Consider the following 15,394-nt stretch of genomic DNA (forward strand, 5'->3'; position numbering starts at 1 on the left):
GGGTCAGCCGGCCACGCGCTGCGCCCCGGTGTAGACGTTCATGGTCGCGCCGCGCAGGAAGCCGACCAGCGTCATCCCGGCCTCCTCGGCCAGGTCGGCGGCGAGCGTGCTGGGCGCGGAGACCGCGGCGAGCAACGGAACCCCGGCCATCCACGCCTTCTGGGTCAGCTCGAAGCTCGCCCGGCCGGAGACCAGCAGCAGGTGCCCGGCCAGCGGCAGCCGGCGTTCCCGGACGGCCCAGCCGACCACCTTGTCCACCGCGTTGTGCCGGCCGACGTCCTCGCGCAGCACCACCAGCTCGCCGTCGGCGGTGAACAGCCCGGCCGCGTGCAGGCCCCCGGTGCGGTCGAAGGCACGCTGGGCCGCGCGCAGCCGGTCGGGCAGCCCGGCGAGCAGCGCGGCGGTCACCGCCAGCGGATCCTCGCGCACGGCGAACTGCGAGCGGGTCCGGACGGAGTCGATGCTCGCCTTGCCGCAGACCCCGCACGAGCTGGTGGTGTAGAAGTTGCGGGCCGGATCGGTGACGGGCTCCGGCACGCCGGGAGCCAGCACCACGTCGACCACGTTGTAGGTGTTCGGGGTCTCCGCCCCGGCGCAGAGCTGCGCGGTGCGCACGTCGTCGGCCGACCGGATCAGTCCCTCGGTGAGCAGGAAGCCGATCGCCAGGTCCAGATCGTCGCCGGGGGTACGCATGGTCACGGCGAGCGGTTTGCGCCGGCCCGGTCCCGCCGGGCCCACCCGGATCTCCAGGGGCTCCTCCACCGCCATGGTGTCCTGCCGGCGGATCCGCGCCCGCCCGTCGGCCGCCGCGTCGAGGTCGATCCGGAGCACACCCCGCCGGTCAGTCGCCCGTCCCATGCCGCCCATCCTGCCCCGCGCCCCGGGCCACCCGCACGGCGATGCCGCTGCGGTTACCGTGGGCCGGTGACGGCGTACGCGGCGGTGGTGCTCTCGGGCGGCGCGGCCCGCCGGATGGGCGGGGTGGACAAGCCGGCCCGGCCGGTCGGCGGCCGGCCCATGCTGCACCGGGTGCTGGCGGCGGTGGCCGACGCGGGCGAGCGGATCGTGGTGGGCCCGGCCGGCCCGGTGCCCGAGGGGGTCCGGGTGACCCGCGAGGAGCCGCCCGGCGGGGGCCCGGTGGCCGGGACCGCGGCGGGGCTGGCGCTGCTCGACCCCGGCACCGCCACCGTCGCCCTGCTCGCGGCCGACCTGCCGCTGCTCAGCCCCGCGGCGGTGGCCGAGCTGCGGGCCGCCCTCGACGGCTCGGCCGCCGGCGTGGCCTGCTACGTCGACGACGCGGGCCGCCGGCAGCAACTCTGCGCGGTGTGGCGGGTGAGCGCGCTCCGGGCCGCCCTGGACCGGCTCGCCGCCGAGCGCGGCGGCACGGTCGACGGGGCCCCGGTGCGCGCGCTGCTGGCCGGCACACCGGTGCGGGAGGTGTCCTGGTCCGGGTCCGGGCCACCGCCCTGGTTCGACTGCGACACTGACGAGGACGTACGCCGGGCCGAGGAGTGGACGAGATGACGGTGATGGACGACTGGGTCACGGCGGCCTGCGCCGAGCTGGGGCTGGACCCGGCCGAGGTGCCGGTGCCCACCGTGCTCGACCTGGCCAAGGACGTGGCCCACCAGGTGCTGCGGCCGGGGGCGCCGGTCACGGCGTACCTCCTGGGGGTGGCCGTGGGGCGCGGCGCGGACCCGGCGGCGGCGGCCGCCCGGCTGAGCGCGCTGGCCGGCACCTGGCCCGTGGAGCTGGACGGGACCGCCCCCGCCGACTAGCGCCTCCGGTCCGCTGTCCGATGCCGGTCGGGGTGATTGGCCCCCCTTCGTGCGTGGGTAGGGTGGCGAGGACGGACGGAGGCGATCATGACGGCAGACCACCCCTCGGCGCCGGCTGGTGAGCCCGCCGGCGCGACGCCGGAGCAGCACGAGTCGATCCTGCTTGACGAGCCGACCACGGCCGACCTGCGGGCGAAGGTGACCGAGGCCTGGCGGGAGTTCGCCCGCGCGCTGGCCGATCGGCTGCGCGGGCTGCCCGCGGGCGCGCACCTGGAGGTCACCCTCGACCCGACCGCCTCCGGCACCGGGGACGCCGTCTACTCGGTGAGCGTGGACGCCGGCGAGGAGGGCCGCCTCTCGGCGCGGGCGGTCGGCAACGCGACGCTGCCGCAGGGCTACCGGCTGGACCGGGCCGCGGTGGCCGACATGATCGCGCTCGGCTGGTCCCCGCCCGGTGTGGTGGCGGGCTCCGGTGAGCAGTTCGGCCTGGACTGCGTCGCCGACGAGGCCACCCGGCTGTCGGCCGTGCTGTCCCGGACCCTGCGCGACGTCTACGGCGCCCCGCACCCCGCCTTCCTGGTCTACCTGGTGCACGACGCCGAGGGGGAGCCGCTGCCGGAGGAGCCGCTCGGCACCGCGCGCAGCGAGTTCGGCCCGGACCGCGACGTGGAGGCCGACCTGGACGAGGCGCTCGCGGCGGCCGCCACGGCCCAGGCGGGCGAGAACGACGTGCTGGCCCTGGAGGAGCGGGTGCGCACGGTCGTCTCCACGATGCTGAAGTCCAAGGCCGACCAGGTGCAGGTCGACTCGGACGGCGACATCAACATCCGCGCCGGCTCGGCGATGGTCTTCGTCCGGGTCCGCGACAACCCGCCCCTGGTCGACGTCTTCTCCCCGGTGCTCACCGAGGTCGAGCCGACCGAGCGCCTCTACGTGAAGCTCTCCGAGCTGACCAACCGGATGCCGATCGGCCGGCTCTACTGCGCCGACGACACGGTGTGGGCCTCGATCCCGGTGTTCGGCCGCAACTTCCAGGCCACCCACCTGATGCTCGCCGTGCAGGTGATGACCGGGCTCGCCGACGAGCTGGACGACCGGCTGCACGGGGAGTTCGGCGGCAAGCGCTTCTTCGGCGAGGGGGACAAGCCGGCCCGCTCCCAGGAGCACCGCACCGGCATGTACCTCTGACGCCCGCGGCGGAGGAACGCCGGGGACGGCCGCGAATCGGCCGGCGAGCCGGGGCCAGGCCCGGCGGCGTCAGCGGACGTCGAGGAGGGTCTTGCCGACCGTGGCCCGGGACTGGATGGCGGCGTGCGCGTCGGCGGCCCGTTCCAGCGGGAAACGCTGCCCGATCAGCGGCCGGAGCCGGCCGGCGGCCCCCTCGGCGAGCGCCTGCTCGGTGAGGGCGCGCAGCTCGCCGGGTGTGCCGCCGGGGCGGACCAGGGCCACTCCCCGGGCGGCGGCCTCCGCCTCGGGCACGTCCGCCCAGGCGCCGCCGGCTAGCCCGAAGCTGACCATCCGCCCGCCCCGGTCGAGCAGGTCGAAGGCCGCCCGGGCGAGCGACCCACCCACCCCGTCGAAGACCACGTCCACCCCGCCGACGGCCGCCCGGACCCGGTCGGTCCAGTCCGGCTCCCGGTAGTCGACCACCGGATCGAGGCCGCGCTCGCGGAGCAGGGTGACCTTGCGGGGGCCGCCGGCCGCGGCGACGACCCGGGTGCCGGCCGCGGTGGCGAGCTGGGTGAGCAGCCCGCCCACCCCGCCGGCCGCCGCCTCCACCAGCACCCGCTCGCCGGGCCGCAGCCCGGCCGCCCGGGCCAGCATGAGCGCGGTCCGGCCGTCGGCGAGCAGTGCCACGGCCGCGTCCAGCGGCAACCCGTCCGGTACGGGGATCGGCGCGCCCTCGTCCACCGCCACGCGTTCGGCGTACGCGCCGGTGCCGCCGGTGGTGCTGACCACCCGCCGGCCGAGCAGCGCCGGGTCCACCCCGGGGCCGACCCCGGTGACCGTCCCGCCGACGCCGTTGCCCGGGATCACCGGCAGGGCCGCGGTGAACGGGCCGAACCCGGTGGCCCGGAACATCGTCTCGACGAAGGTGATGTTCGCGTGCGCCACGTCGATGAGCACCTGTCCCGGGCCGGGCACCGGATCCGGTGCCGGTCCGGGCACCAGCATCTCCGGCCCGCCGAATTCCCGTAGCCACACCGCCCGCATGTCGCCTCCCCGCTGCCGCCCTCGGAACGTCCGGGTCCAGTTGACGACCTGAAGTGCGGTTCAGGTCAAGCCGAGGAGGGGCCGACGCCGGGGGACTCGACCAGCCGGGAGAGGACGATGGTGCTGCGGGACGAGGTGACGAAGGATTCGGCCCGCAGCCGCTCCAGCGCCTCCTCCAGGTGCGCGATGTCGGCCGCCCGCAGGTGCACGAGCGCGTCCGCCTCGCCGGAGACCGTGTACGCGCCGACCACCTCCGGATGCCGGCGGGCGGCGGCGCCGATCTGGGCCGGGGTGGTCCGGCCGGCGCAGAACAGCTCGACGAACGCCTCGGTGGTCCACCCGACGGCGGCCGGGTCGACGACCGCGGTGAAGCCCCGGATGACCCCCGCCGATCGGAGCCGGTCGACCCGGCGCTTGACGGCGGGGGCGGAGAGTGACACCCGCGTGCCGATGTCCGCGTACGAGGCGCGGGCATCCGCCACGAGCAACGCAATGATTCGCTGGTCGACCGCGTCTATCTGCAACGTTCCGCCTCTGGGAAGCAATGGTTGTGGCTGTTACCAAAGTTGTACCGTACCTACTCTTGGTGACCGTGAACCAGCAGCGAGTCCCGCGAAAGCGGACATATCTCATGTGCTCGCCCGAGCACTTCGCGGTCGAGTACGCGATCAACCCGTGGATGGACGTGACCGCCCCGGTCGACGCGGAGCTGGCGGTCAAGCAGTGGGACCGCCTGCGGGAGACCCTGGTCGGCCTCGGCCACGAGGTGCACCTGCTCGCCCCCGGCCGCGGGCTGCCGGACATGGTCTACGCCGCCAACGGCGCGTTCGTGGTGGACGGCACGGTCTACGGCGCCCAGTTCAAGCACGAGCAGCGGGCCGCCGAGGCCGCCGTGCACCGGGCGTTCTACGAGGAGAACGGCTGGCGGTTCATCGCGCCGAGCGAGACCAACGAGGGCGAGGGCGACTTCGCCTACCTGCCGGAGGCGCACGGCGGGCTGATCCTCGCCGGTCACGGCTTCCGCACCGAGCTGGCCGCGCACGCCGAGGCGCAGGAGGCGCTCCACCGGCCGGTGGTCTCGCTGCGCCTGGTCGACCCGCGCTTCTACCACCTGGACGTGGCGCTCGCCTCGATCGACGACGAGAACATCGTCTACTACCCGGGCGCCTTCTCGGCGGCCAGCCAGAAGGTGCTCACCCAGCTCTTCCCCGACGCGGTGGTCGCGGACGACGAGGACGCCCTGACCTTCGGCCTCAACCTGGTCAGCGACGGCCTCAACGTGGTGCTGAACAGCGAGGCGACCCGGCTGGCCGGCAAGCTCAAGGCGGCCGGCTACCACCCGGTCCCGGTCGAGCTGGCCGAGCTGAAGAAGGGCGGCGGCAGCGTGAAGTGCTGCATCGCCGAACTGCGCCACTGAACGCACGGAAACGGGCGGTCTCCCCGAGGGGAGGCCGCCCGTTTCGCGTACGCGGGGTGGATCAGCCGAGCGTGGCCAGCTCGTTGATCACGACGTTGGCGAGCATCCGGCCGTCGAGCTGGACCCGGCGCAGGTACCACTTCTGCTGCGGGGTGCGCGACTGGTTGAACTGCCAGGCGCCGCGCGGGCTGTCGATCTGGCCGATCTTGCCGAGCGCCAGGTTGACCTGCTGCGGGGTCGGGTTGTCACCGACCAGCCGGATCGCCTTGTCCAACACCAGTGCGGCGTCGTACGAGGCCATCGCGTAGGTGGTGGGGGAGGCGTTGTACGTCTTGCGGTACGCCGAGGCGAAGACCCGGTTGGCGGTGTTGTTCAGGTCGGCCGAGTAGTTCAGCGCGGTCTCGATGCCGTTCTCCTCGATCAGCCCTCGCTCCTCGCCCTTCTCGCCGTCGTCGAGCTGGCCGAGCACGGTGCCCTCGGTGAGGAAGCCGGGCGCGTAGATGGGGCCCCGGTAGCCCTCGGCGTAGAGCTGCTTGACGAACTGCACGGCCTGCGCCCCGGTGTAGTGGCAGAAGACCGCGTCGGGTCCGGGCCGCCGGTCCAGGGCCTTGCGGATCGAGCCCGTGTAGACCCCCTTGCCGGGGTTGGGGTAGTCGGGGGTGAAGATCGGGTCATCGGCGAGCCGCCGGCCGCCCTGCTCGTAGCCGCGCCGGAGGCCGTCGATGACGTCCCGGCTGCTCTGGCCCTGGGTGCCGAAGATGGCGATCCGGCTGGACGCGTCCAGCGTCTGCCGCAGGTACTCCCCGAGCGCCTCACCGGGCTCGTTCAGCACGTAGGAGGTGCGCCAGATGTAGACGACGCTCTGCAGGCTGATGGGGGAGGCGTTGGAGCCGATCAGCGGCATCCGTGCCTGCTCCACGGCGTCCCGGATGCCGAGCATCACGGCGGAGCTGACCACGCCGGTGAGCGCCAGCACGCCCTCCTTGACCAGCCGGTCGACGGCGGCCTGGCCGGTCTTGGCGGTGTCGCCCTCCTCGGCCGGCACCACCGTCACCGGGTGGCCGCCGAGCTGCCCGTCGTTGAGGGTGAGGAACATCTGGAACCCGTTGGTGATCTCGTCCCCGATGACCTTGTTCGGGCCGCTGCCCGGGACGATCAGGCCGATCTTGATCGGGCTGCCCGGCTTGGCCTCGTCGGCGGTGTCGGTCCCGGAGCCACAGCCCGCCGCCAGCCCGGTGGTACCCAGTGCGGCCAGCAGTTGTAGCGCCCGCCTGCGGTTCATCTGCGACACCAATTTCCTTCCCGATGGAGCGGCCAGGGTGCAACGCCCCCTCGGCGTTCTACCTGCTCCGCGACGCTGCGTCAATGCCCGGAAGATCATCGTGAAGCGACCGCAACGCGGCCACGACCTGCGGCCAGGCCGCCGAGTCGGGTGCGATCAGCCCGAAATGCTCACATTCGGGCAGCTCAATCAGCGTGGCGGGACTGCCGGCGGCCCGGGCGGCCGCCACCCAGGACCGGCTGATGGCGATCGGAACCTGCCGGTCGAGAACCCCGTGCATGACTACCGTGCGTGCTTGCACGGGCACCAACGACGATGGATCTGTGGCCGCGTACCGGTCCGGGAAGTCGGCCGGGCCGCCGCCGAGCAGCGCGGCCACCGCGCCGGCGTCCAGGTCCAGCCGGTACGCCTCGGCGAGGTCCGCGACCGGCGCCAGCGCCAGCACGCCGCCGACCGTGGTCGGCGCGTGCGCGGCGACGTACAGCGCCAGGTGCCCGCCGGCCGAGTGGCCGACGACGATCGGTGGGGCGGGGGCCACCAGGCCGGGCAGCGCGGCCGCGGCCAGCCCGGGCAGCGCCGCGATCCCCGCCAGCACGTCGGTGAGGGTGTGCGGCCAGCCCCCGCCCGGCTGGCCGGTGCGCCGGTACTCGATCTGGGCGACCGGGTGGCCGAGCGCGGCCAGCGCCGCCGCCATCGGGCCGGTGTGGGTGCGGTCGTACTCGGCCCGCCAGAATCCGCCGTGCACCACGACCACGAGCCGGCGGGGCGGCCCGTCGCCGGCCGGCCGGCGCAGGTCGGCGCACTGGTCCGGGTGGTCGCCGTAGGCGACGGTGGCGTCCGGCGGCGGGGCCGGCCGGGTCAGCACGGCGCGCGGGTCTGCGGGCATGACGGCGACGGTAGCGCGTCCCGGCCGGGTGGTTCCGGCCCGGCAGCCGGACCGGGCGCGTGCGCGTGGTGGAGGTGGGTAAAGATGGGTCCCATGACCGAAGCGCGCTTCGCCGGACAGGACGACGAACAGGGCAACGATGGCATCCCCGGCACCGTGGTGGTGGTCGGGCCGGACGGCCGGCCGGTCGGCACGGTGCAGACCGAGGAGGGCCAGGGTGAGGATCCGGCCCGCCTGGTCGAGCAGCCCGCCAAGGTGATGCGGATCGGCAGCATGATCAAGCAGCTGCTGGAGGAGGTCAAGGCGGCGCCCCTGGACGACGCCAGCCGGCACCGGATGCGGGAGATCCACGAGCGCTCGATCGTCGAGCTGAAGGAGGGCCTCGCCCCCGAGCTGCGCGAGGAGCTGGAGCGGATCTCGCTGCCCTTCACCGAGGACCAGGCGCCCAGCGAGGGCGAGCTGCGGATCGCCCACGCCCAGCTGGTCGGCTGGCTGGAGGGGCTGTTCCACGGCATCCAGGCCGCGCTGGTCGCCCAGCAGATGGCCGCCCGCGTCCAGCTGGAGCAGATGCGCTCCGGACGGCAGGCGCTGCCCAGCGGCCCGGGCGGCGGGATGGTGCCGGGCATGCCGGGCATGCCGCAGGGCAACGAGGGCCACGCGCCCGGCCAGTACCTCTGACCGGCCGGGGCGCGCTCGCGCCCCGGCCGCTCAGGCCACCCCGAAGACCTGTTCGAGATACGCGGCCACGCCGTCGGAGGTGTTCGCCCCGGCGACCTCGTCGGCGATCGCCAGGACGGCCGGGTGGGCGTTGGCGACCGCCACCGCCCGGCCGGCCCAGGTCAGCATCGGCACATCGTTCGGCATGTCGCCGAAGGCCAGCACGTCCCGCTCGTCGACGCCGAGTCGCGCCGCGTACCAGGCGAGGCCCGCCGCCTTGGTCACCCCGGCGGCGGAGATCTCCACCAGCCCGCTGTACGACGAGTGGGTCGCCTCGGCCAGCCCCTGCAGGGCGCCGGCCACCACCCGCACGAACACGTCCGGGTCCTGCTCCCCGGCCCGGGCCAGCAACTTCACCGCCGGGACGGCGAGCAGCTCCTCCGGCGACTCGATGGCCCGGATCGCGTCGGCGTCGGCGTCCCAGCGCAGCGGGTAGTGCGCCTCGTGCCGCATCTGCCGGCTGTCCACGATCTCCACCGCGAAGCTCACCTCGGGCACCTCGGCCCGGAGCCGCCGGGCCACCTCGGCCAGCAGCTCCGGGGCGAGTGGATCGGCGCGGAGCACCTCGTCGGTGACCGGGTCGTACACCACCGCGCCGTTCGCGCAGATCGCCGGCAGCGGCTCGGCGAGCTGGTCGTACACGAGCTGGAGCCAGCGGATGGGACGGCCGGTGACCAGCACGACCGGCGTGCCCGCCGCGGAGATCCGGGCCAGCACCGCCGCGGTGCGCGGGCTGAGCGTCCGGTCGTCCCGGAGCAGCGTGCCGTCGATGTCCGTCGCGACGAGCCGAGGTGCCTCTCCCATCACCGGGAGAGTAGTCGGTCCAGGTAGACCGCGACGCCGTCGTCGTCGTTGCGCAGGGTGATCTCGTCGGCCGCGGCCCGCACCTCCGGGTGCGCGTTGGCCACCGCCACGCGGCCCCAGCCGGCCCACTCGAACATCGGCAGGTCGTTCGGCTGGTCGCCGAAGACCAGCACCTCGGCCGGGTCGACGCCGAGCCGCTCGGCGACCACGCTGAGCCCGGTGGACTTGTCCACACCGGGCGGGCAGATCTCGACGAAGCCGAGCCCGGCCTGGGTGAGCGTGGCCAGCTCGGCCGGGACGATCCGGCGGCCGACCGCCAGCAGCTCGTCCACGTGGTGGTCGGCGGTCCTTGTGAACGCCTTGAGCACGTCGCAGGAGAGGCACTCCGCGCGGCTGCGCGCCTCGAACCGGTCCGGGTAGGGCCAGCTCGGGTGGTAGTCGCCCCAGAGCGGCGCGTCGGGCTCGTCCGACGCCTCCACCATCACGGTGAGCGGGCCGACGGCGGCCTCCAGGTCGGCCAGGATCCGGGCCAGCACGCTGCCCGACAGGCGCTCGTCGCGCAGCACCAGCGGCCCCGCCGGGTCGCTCTGGTCGACCACCCGGCCCCCGCCCGCCATCACCAGGAAGTCCGCGGCGCGGATGTCGTTGCGGGTCAGCTCGGTCAGGCGCGGCCCCCGGCCGGTGGCGCCGACCACCGGGATCCCCGCGGCCCGCACCCGGTCGAGCACGTCGTGGGTGTAGGCGGAGACGGTCTCGTCACTGCGGACGAGCGTGCCGTCGAGGTCGGTGGCGATCAGCTTGGGCAGTCCCGGGCGGATCATGGTTCCTCCTTCGCCCGCCGCCGTCGCGTCGGCCGTCCAGGTCCTCGGTGCCGCGGCCACCGGACGGCGGGCAGCAACCGTATCTCGCGGAACGGGTCGCAACCATGGCTTTTCGGCGAATCGGACACCAACCCGCGGCGGCCGTCCGGTGTCGCCCGCACGGCCCGCTCCGCAGGTGCGGGCGGGCGGTTTCGGGCGGGCGAAGGGCCTGGTCGCCGGCCGGTCAGCGGGGCGGTTCGGGCCGGGCGAAGGGCGTGGTGGGCTGCACGCTCAGGTCGGCCGGGGCCGGCGGAAGCTCGTCCTCGGCCGCCCGGCGCCGGCCCCGCCCGGACCAGCCGTCCGGCGCCCCGTCGGCCGGCTCCGCCCGGGGCTCGTCCACCCGGCCGTCCGGCCTGGCGCCGGCCCGGCCGGACAGGTGCAGCGCGGCGGCCAGCAGCACGGTGGCGAGGAAGGCGGTGACCAGGCCGCGCCCGTGCTCGACCTGCAACCGCTGCTCGGCGGGGAAGAAGAGGGCGCGGCGGCTCACCTCCTGCAGCGAGAAGGCGGTCGCGGTCAGCACGGCCAGCAGGGCCGCCGCGAGACCGAGACCCGCGAGCCGGGCGTGCTGCCGCACCGGGGGCGCGCCGCGTAGCGCCAGGGCCACGGCGACCGCCAGGCCGAGCAGTCCCACCAGGTACGCCACCCCGAAGCCGCCCACCTCCGCGACCCCGCTCGGAAGCCGGATCGTGCTGCTCCCGTCCGGGCCCTCGTTGGGTACGGTCACCACCAGCCACTCGCCGATCAGCGAGGCGACCGCGGCCACCGCGCCGAGGCCGGCGAGCACCGGCGGAAGGCGGTGGTCCCGGCCCAGGCCGGCGAGCGAGCGCCCGACCCGGCCGGGCGGGGCCGGTTCGGCGTCGCCCCACTCCACGACTGTCGTGTCGTCGGACCGGTTGTCCTGCCTGGGGATGGGGGGATCCTGGGACATCGGCCACCTTCCCGTACGCGGGCCTGGGTCGAATCATGGCACAAGCGGCACCCGGTGACAGGGAGCGCAAGCGCGCAGGCCGGTGCGGGCCGGGCAGCTTTCGGTTAGCGTCGGTGCCATGCCTATCCGTACCGCTTCCGCTCGTTGGCAGGGCAACCTCACCGAGGGGTCCGGCACCGTCCGCACCGGCAAGGGCGGCCTCACCGGCAACTACTCCTTCAAGTCGCGCTTCGAGGAGGGCGAGGGCACCAACCCCGAGGAGCTGATCGGCGCCGCACACGCCAGCTGCTTCTCGATGGCCCTCTCCAAGCAGCTCGCCGACGCGGGCGCCACCGACGCCTCGGTCGAGACCACCGCCAAGGTGCACTTCGACAAGACCGACGCCGGCATGACCGTGACCCGGATCGACCTGGAGACCGTCGGCCAGGTCCCGGGCCTGGACGAGGCCGAGTTCACCAAGCTGGCCGAGGCGGCCAAGGAGAACTGCCCGATCTCCCGGCTGCTCTCCCCGGGCGCGCAGATCACGCTGAACGCCCGCCTGGGCTGACCACGCCCGACACGGCAAGGGTGCTCCCACCGGGCGCCCTTGCCGTGTCGCGCGCCGATCGTGAAGGGTGGCCGGGCCGCGTGGCCGTGCAGATGAGCCGGGAGCGGTTCGAGGAGCTCGTCGGCGAGGCGCTCGACGAGGTGCCCGAGGAGCTGCTCGGGCTGATGAGCAACGTGGTCATCCTGGTCGAGGACGACCCGCCGCCGGGCGAGGACCTGCTCGGGCTCTACGAGGGGCACGCGCTCACCGAGCGGGGCTGGGACTACGCCGGCGTGCTGCCGGACCGCATCCTCATCTACCGCAACCCCATCCTGGGGATCTGCGACACCGAGGACGACGTCGTGGACGAGGTGGCGGTGACGGTGGTGCACGAGATCGCCCACCACTTCGGCATCGACGACGCGCGCCTGCACGCCCTCGGGTGGGGCTGACCGGGCCCGCGGCGCGCCCCGCTCGGCTGATCCCCGCTGTTGCGCGGGTCCCCTAACCTCCGGTGCAGGCACATCCCGATGCAGGAGGAAACCCCATGCGCAGCGCGCTGTTCTCCGCGGAGAACCTTGAGAAGGAGTCCCAGCAGCCGGGCATGCGGCTGCAGAACTCCAAGATGCTGAAGATCGAGCTGAACGGCGAGGCGATGGCCCGCGTCGGGTCCATGGTCGCGTACCAGGGTCAGGTGCAGTTCCAGGCGCTCGGCTCCGGCGGCATCGGCAAGTTCATCAAGCAGCGGCTCACCGGTGAGGGCGTGCCGCTGATGAAGCTCTCCGGGCGCGGCGACGTCTTCCTCGCCGAGCTCGCCAAGGACGTGCACATCATCGACCTGGAGCCCGGGGACGCCCTGTCGATCAACGGCTCCAGCGTGCTGGCCTTCGACTCGACCCTCCAGTACGACATCAAGATGGTCGGTGGCGCCGGGATGGCGTCCTCGTCCGGCCTGTTCAACTGCGTCTTCACCGGCCACGGCCGGATCGCGGTCACCACCAAGGGCACCCCGGTGGTGCTCAACGTCGACCAGCCCACCTACGTCGACCCGCAGGCCGCGGTCTGCTGGTCGGCCAACCTCCAGACCGGCTACCACCGGGCCGAGCAGCTCGGCCTGGGCACGCTGCTGGGCCGGAGCACCGGCGAGGCGTTCACGATGAGCTTCGCCGGTCAGGGCTTCGTCGTGGTCCAGCCCTCGGAGGAGCCTCCGGTGCAGGGCAGCGGCGCCCAGCAGCAGCAGGGCGGCCTGCTCGGCGGCCTGCTGCAGTGACCGTCCGGTGCGCGGGGCGCCCGCTCCGGGCGCCCCGCCACCGTCAGTTCAGCTCGCCGGCGCGCAGCCGGGTCAGCCAGGCCGCCGCGTCCGCGTAGTCGGTGTCGGAGAGGCCGGCCGGAGCGGGGACCGGCCGGTCGCCCGCCGCCGGGCTCCAGCGGTGCCGGGGGTACGACCCGAGGAAGCGCACGTCCGCGCAGACCCGGCGCAGCCCCTGCAACGCCTCGCCGAGGCGCACGTCGGCGACGTGGCCCGTGCAGTCGAGGAAGAAGACGTACCGGCCGAGCGCCTCGCCGGTGGGGCGGGACTCGATCCGGGTCAGGTTCACTCCGCGGGTGGCCAGCTCCGTGAGCACCGAGAGCAGCGCGCCGACCCGGTCGTGCGCGATGTAGACCGCCAGCGAGGTCACGTCGTCGCCGGTCGGGGGCGGGGGCGGGCCGGGGCGGGAGACCAGCGCGAACCGGGTCACCGCGTCCGGGTGGTCGGCGATCTTGTCGGCGAGCACGGCCAGCCGGTGCCGGGTGGCGCCGATCGGGGCGCAGATGGCGGCGTCGTACTCGCCGTTCGCCGCGCCCGCCGCGGCGGCGCCGTTGGACAGCACGTCGACCACCGTGGCGTCGGGCAGGTGGTCGCGGAGCCAACCCCGGCACTGGGTGGACGCCTGCGGGTGGGCCGCCACGGTGCGCACCTCGGCCAGCGCGACGCCGGAGCGGGCGGCGAGAACGAACTCGACCGGCAGGATCACCTCACGGGTGATCACCAGGGGCTCCCCCTCGGCCAGCTCGTCCAGGGTCACGCCGACGGCGCCGCCGATCGAGTTCTCCATGGGCACCAGCGCCGCGTCCGCCTCGCCCGCCCGTACGGCGTCCAGCGCCTCGCCCACGCTGCGCGCCGGCGTCCGGCCACCCCGCTCGGCGGCGGGGACGGTGCGCAGCGCCTGCTCGGCGAAGGTGCCCTCGGGACCCAGGTAGACGAAGCGGGTCGGCGGTGTTCCCGGCATGTCGACCAGACTACGCACCGGGGGTGCCGTCGCAGGCCAGGGTCCGGATGCCGGACGGGCCGGCGGCCCGCACCTCCACGCCGCACACGTCGGTGCCCGCGGTGACCAGTTCCAGCGCGGTGGGCCGGCCCCGGGTGACCACCTGGAGTTCCTCGTGCCCGCTGACCGCCAGCACGGTGTACTGCCAGCCCTCCGCGCAGAGCGGGCCCGTCCGCACCGTGACCCGGACGTCGCGGGGCAGCACCCGGGCCGAACCGCGCAGCAGGGCGATCACCCGGTCGCCGGACGGGCCGGACCGGCAGGGCGTGGCGGTCGGGTCCGGGGTGGGCGCCGTGCGGGCCGGCCCGGTCGGGGTCACCGGTGCGGCCGGCGTCGCGCTGGGGGTGGCGGAGGTGGTCGGGGCGGTGGTCGCGGAGGCGGCCGGGTCGGTCAGCTGGGGCGGCGCGCCGCAGCCGGCGAGGGCGAGCAGGGCGGCCAGCACCACCGGGAGGCGTCGGCGGGCGGGGTGGGGCGGGATGCAGGGCACGGTGCGATCCTCGGCATCGACGGATGTCGTCATGGCCGGTCGGCCGAGCCCATCGTAGGAGGATCACCCGGGCGGGTGAAGTCAGGTCTGGACCCGGTGCCCGGCCCGTTCCAGCGCGTTCGTCGCCTCGACCAGTCGCACGGCGGGCACCAGCAGGTGGTCGGTGTCGTACGTGCAGAAGGCCACCACGTTGACCCGGGCGCGGGCGAGCGGGTCGATCAGCGCGGCGAGGGTGCCGGTGACCGCCGCGTCCAGCGGGCCGACCAGCCGCAGGCAGCGCCATTCGGTCTCCACGTCCGCCCCGGCGGGTGCCCGCTCGGCGGGGCAGATCACCGAGACGCCGTCGGCGGTCCAGCTCACCGTCACCACGTCGCGGTCGCCCAGCGCGCCCCAGGTGTGCGGGGGCAGCACGGTGCCGGCCGGCAGGCGGCACACCGCGTACGCGCCCGGCAACAGAGCGACATCGAGCATGAGGGCACCCTATGGCCTCCGCGTGGCTGTGCCCCAGCACCGCCCGGTGCGGCGATCGCCACACATTCCCGCAGGTCAGACCGCCGAGAAGAAGGTGAGCGAGCCGGCCACCTGGCCGTCGGTGAGCACCGGCGTGGAGATGGCGTCGACCGTCGTGCCCGCGTCGGAGCCGGGCCCCTGGACCCGGAGCAGCCCCCGGGCCAGCCGGCCGGAGTGCACTGCCAGCAGCGGCGGGATCTTGTCGGTCTCCTGCTCGGTCAGCTCGCTGGGGCTGGCCGTGAAGTCGACCAGGCGCAGGCCGCCCTCCAGCAGCGGCCGGCCGATCACGTCCTCCGGGGCGCCGAGGCAGAGCAGGTCGCAGCCGGACGAGGAGATGGCCACCACGGTGGTGTCGGCGTCGATCAGCAGGCAGGGCTCGGCGGCCTGGGAGACCATGCCGGACCACCGCCCGACATTGTCGGACTCCTGCTCGGTGGGCGTCCCCGCCGGAGGCACGAACACTTCCGAGAGCGAGAGTTCGACGTGGGCCACCGCGCCTCCTATGTACACCGACGGTCTGTCCACGCTAGCCGGTCGTCACGACGACCGCCCGACCGCGCTGCGTCTCCGGTGGCCGGAGCCGCACGGGGTCCGGGGCTCGGCGGGACCGGGGGACAGGTGTCGGTGCGACGGTGCCCGGTGCCGGGCGGCCGGCGACGGCGCGGGCCGACGGAAC

20 protein-coding genes are annotated in these 15,394 nt (G+C 74.6%); 8 read left to right on the forward strand and 12 right to left on the reverse strand.

Annotated elements, in window-relative coordinates; all coding sequences use genetic code 11:
* Positions 1–3: 3 nt before the first annotated feature.
* Positions 4–858 carry a formate dehydrogenase accessory sulfurtransferase FdhD gene (gene fdhD / locus ABZ452_RS18925; RefSeq protein WP_357944274.1) on the reverse strand — a complete coding sequence of 285 codons (855 nt, stop codon included), beginning with the start codon at positions 856–858 and terminating at the stop codon, positions 4–6.
* Between the two features lie 66 nt (positions 859–924).
* Between fdhD and ABZ452_RS18930 the strand changes: the two genes are divergently transcribed.
* From ABZ452_RS18930 to ABZ452_RS18940, 3 genes are all read left to right on the forward strand, one after another.
* On the forward strand, positions 925–1,524 hold the full coding sequence (locus ABZ452_RS18930) for a molybdenum cofactor guanylyltransferase (protein WP_357944277.1): 600 nt from the start codon (positions 925–927) through the stop codon (positions 1,522–1,524).
* Entirely contained in the window at positions 1,521–1,778 is a 258-nt protein-coding gene (locus tag ABZ452_RS18935) for a DUF6457 domain-containing protein (RefSeq protein WP_357944279.1), read from the forward strand. Before ABZ452_RS18930 ends, ABZ452_RS18935 begins: the two co-directional genes overlap by 4 nt.
* A gap of 87 nt (positions 1,779–1,865) precedes the next feature.
* A complete protein-coding gene (locus ABZ452_RS18940; protein WP_357944281.1) occupies positions 1,866–2,966 on the forward strand; it encodes a hypothetical protein in 1,101 nt (366 codons plus the stop codon).
* A gap of 69 nt (positions 2,967–3,035) precedes the next feature.
* Here ABZ452_RS18940 and ABZ452_RS18945 read toward each other — a convergent pair whose 3' ends face one another.
* On the reverse strand, positions 3,036–3,992 hold the full coding sequence (locus ABZ452_RS18945) for a zinc-binding dehydrogenase (RefSeq protein WP_357944284.1): 957 nt from the start codon (positions 3,990–3,992) through the stop codon (positions 3,036–3,038).
* A 65-nt stretch (positions 3,993–4,057) separates the two neighbouring features.
* Positions 4,058–4,516, reverse strand: coding sequence for an Lrp/AsnC family transcriptional regulator (locus tag ABZ452_RS18950; protein ID WP_091265141.1), 459 nt, complete (start codon positions 4,514–4,516; stop codon positions 4,058–4,060).
* Between the two features lie 59 nt (positions 4,517–4,575).
* Between ABZ452_RS18950 and ddaH the strand changes: the two genes are divergently transcribed.
* Positions 4,576–5,409 carry a dimethylargininase gene (gene ddaH / locus ABZ452_RS18955; RefSeq protein ID WP_357944288.1) on the forward strand — a complete coding sequence of 278 codons (834 nt, stop codon included), beginning with the start codon at positions 4,576–4,578 and terminating at the stop codon, positions 5,407–5,409.
* A 61-nt stretch (positions 5,410–5,470) separates the two neighbouring features.
* Here ddaH and ABZ452_RS18960 read toward each other — a convergent pair whose 3' ends face one another.
* The gene (locus tag ABZ452_RS18960) at positions 5,471–6,700 is read right to left on the reverse strand and encodes an ABC transporter substrate-binding protein (protein WP_357944291.1); all 1,230 of its coding nucleotides are present in this window, start codon (positions 6,698–6,700) and stop codon (positions 5,471–5,473) included.
* A gap of 49 nt (positions 6,701–6,749) precedes the next feature.
* Positions 6,750–7,577: a prolyl oligopeptidase family serine peptidase gene (locus ABZ452_RS18965; RefSeq protein ID WP_357944293.1), complete on the reverse strand. Its 828-nt coding sequence runs from the start codon at positions 7,575–7,577 to the stop codon at positions 6,750–6,752.
* Between the two features lie 84 nt (positions 7,578–7,661).
* On the opposite strand from ABZ452_RS18965, the gene ABZ452_RS18970 reads away from it, so the two are divergent.
* Positions 7,662–8,255, forward strand: a complete 594-nt coding sequence (locus ABZ452_RS18970; RefSeq protein ID WP_357944295.1) for a bacterial proteasome activator family protein — start codon at positions 7,662–7,664, stop codon at positions 8,253–8,255.
* Between the two features lie 30 nt (positions 8,256–8,285).
* On the opposite strand, the gene ABZ452_RS18975 is transcribed toward ABZ452_RS18970, so the two are convergent.
* The 3 genes from ABZ452_RS18975 to ABZ452_RS18985 all read right to left on the reverse strand — a co-directional run bounded on the left by ABZ452_RS18975 (position 8,286) and on the right by ABZ452_RS18985 (position 10,886).
* Entirely contained in the window at positions 8,286–9,098 is an 813-nt protein-coding gene (locus ABZ452_RS18975; RefSeq protein ID WP_357944297.1) for an HAD family hydrolase, read from the reverse strand.
* Positions 9,098–9,919: an HAD family hydrolase gene (locus ABZ452_RS18980; protein WP_357944300.1), complete on the reverse strand. Its 822-nt coding sequence runs from the start codon at positions 9,917–9,919 to the stop codon at positions 9,098–9,100. Before ABZ452_RS18980 ends, ABZ452_RS18975 begins: the two co-directional genes overlap by 1 nt.
* A gap of 223 nt (positions 9,920–10,142) precedes the next feature.
* Entirely contained in the window at positions 10,143–10,886 is a 744-nt protein-coding gene (locus ABZ452_RS18985) for a hypothetical protein (protein WP_357944303.1), read from the reverse strand.
* A 118-nt stretch (positions 10,887–11,004) separates the two neighbouring features.
* On the opposite strand from ABZ452_RS18985, the gene ABZ452_RS18990 reads away from it, so the two are divergent.
* The 3 genes from ABZ452_RS18990 (at position 11,005) to ABZ452_RS19000 (ending at position 12,682) form a co-directional block, all read left to right on the forward strand.
* Entirely contained in the window at positions 11,005–11,433 is a 429-nt protein-coding gene (locus ABZ452_RS18990) for an OsmC family protein (protein ID WP_357944305.1), read from the forward strand.
* A gap of 86 nt (positions 11,434–11,519) precedes the next feature.
* A complete protein-coding gene (locus tag ABZ452_RS18995; RefSeq protein WP_357944606.1) occupies positions 11,520–11,864 on the forward strand; it encodes a metallopeptidase family protein in 345 nt (114 codons plus the stop codon).
* A gap of 95 nt (positions 11,865–11,959) precedes the next feature.
* The gene (locus ABZ452_RS19000; RefSeq protein WP_357944307.1) at positions 11,960–12,682 is read left to right on the forward strand and encodes an AIM24 family protein; all 723 of its coding nucleotides are present in this window, start codon (positions 11,960–11,962) and stop codon (positions 12,680–12,682) included.
* Positions 12,683–12,725: 43 nt separating this feature from the next.
* On the opposite strand, the gene pheA is transcribed toward ABZ452_RS19000, so the two are convergent.
* The 4 genes from pheA to ABZ452_RS19020 all read right to left on the reverse strand — a co-directional run bounded on the left by pheA (position 12,726) and on the right by ABZ452_RS19020 (position 15,210).
* On the reverse strand, positions 12,726–13,682 hold the full coding sequence (gene pheA / locus ABZ452_RS19005; protein WP_357944309.1) for a prephenate dehydratase: 957 nt from the start codon (positions 13,680–13,682) through the stop codon (positions 12,726–12,728).
* A 10-nt stretch (positions 13,683–13,692) separates the two neighbouring features.
* Positions 13,693–14,208: a hypothetical protein gene (locus ABZ452_RS19010; protein ID WP_357944312.1), complete on the reverse strand. Its 516-nt coding sequence runs from the start codon at positions 14,206–14,208 to the stop codon at positions 13,693–13,695.
* 81 nt (positions 14,209–14,289) lie between these two features.
* Entirely contained in the window at positions 14,290–14,679 is a 390-nt protein-coding gene (locus tag ABZ452_RS19015; RefSeq protein ID WP_357944314.1) for an ACT domain-containing protein, read from the reverse strand.
* A gap of 75 nt (positions 14,680–14,754) precedes the next feature.
* Positions 14,755–15,210, reverse strand: a complete 456-nt coding sequence (locus ABZ452_RS19020; protein WP_357944316.1) for a PAS domain-containing protein — start codon at positions 15,208–15,210, stop codon at positions 14,755–14,757.
* Positions 15,211–15,394: the final 184 nt, after the last annotated feature.

The sequence above is a fragment of the Micromonospora sp. NPDC005707 genome, assembly GCF_040631005.1.
GTDB lineage: Bacteria > Actinomycetota > Actinomycetes > Mycobacteriales > Micromonosporaceae > Micromonospora.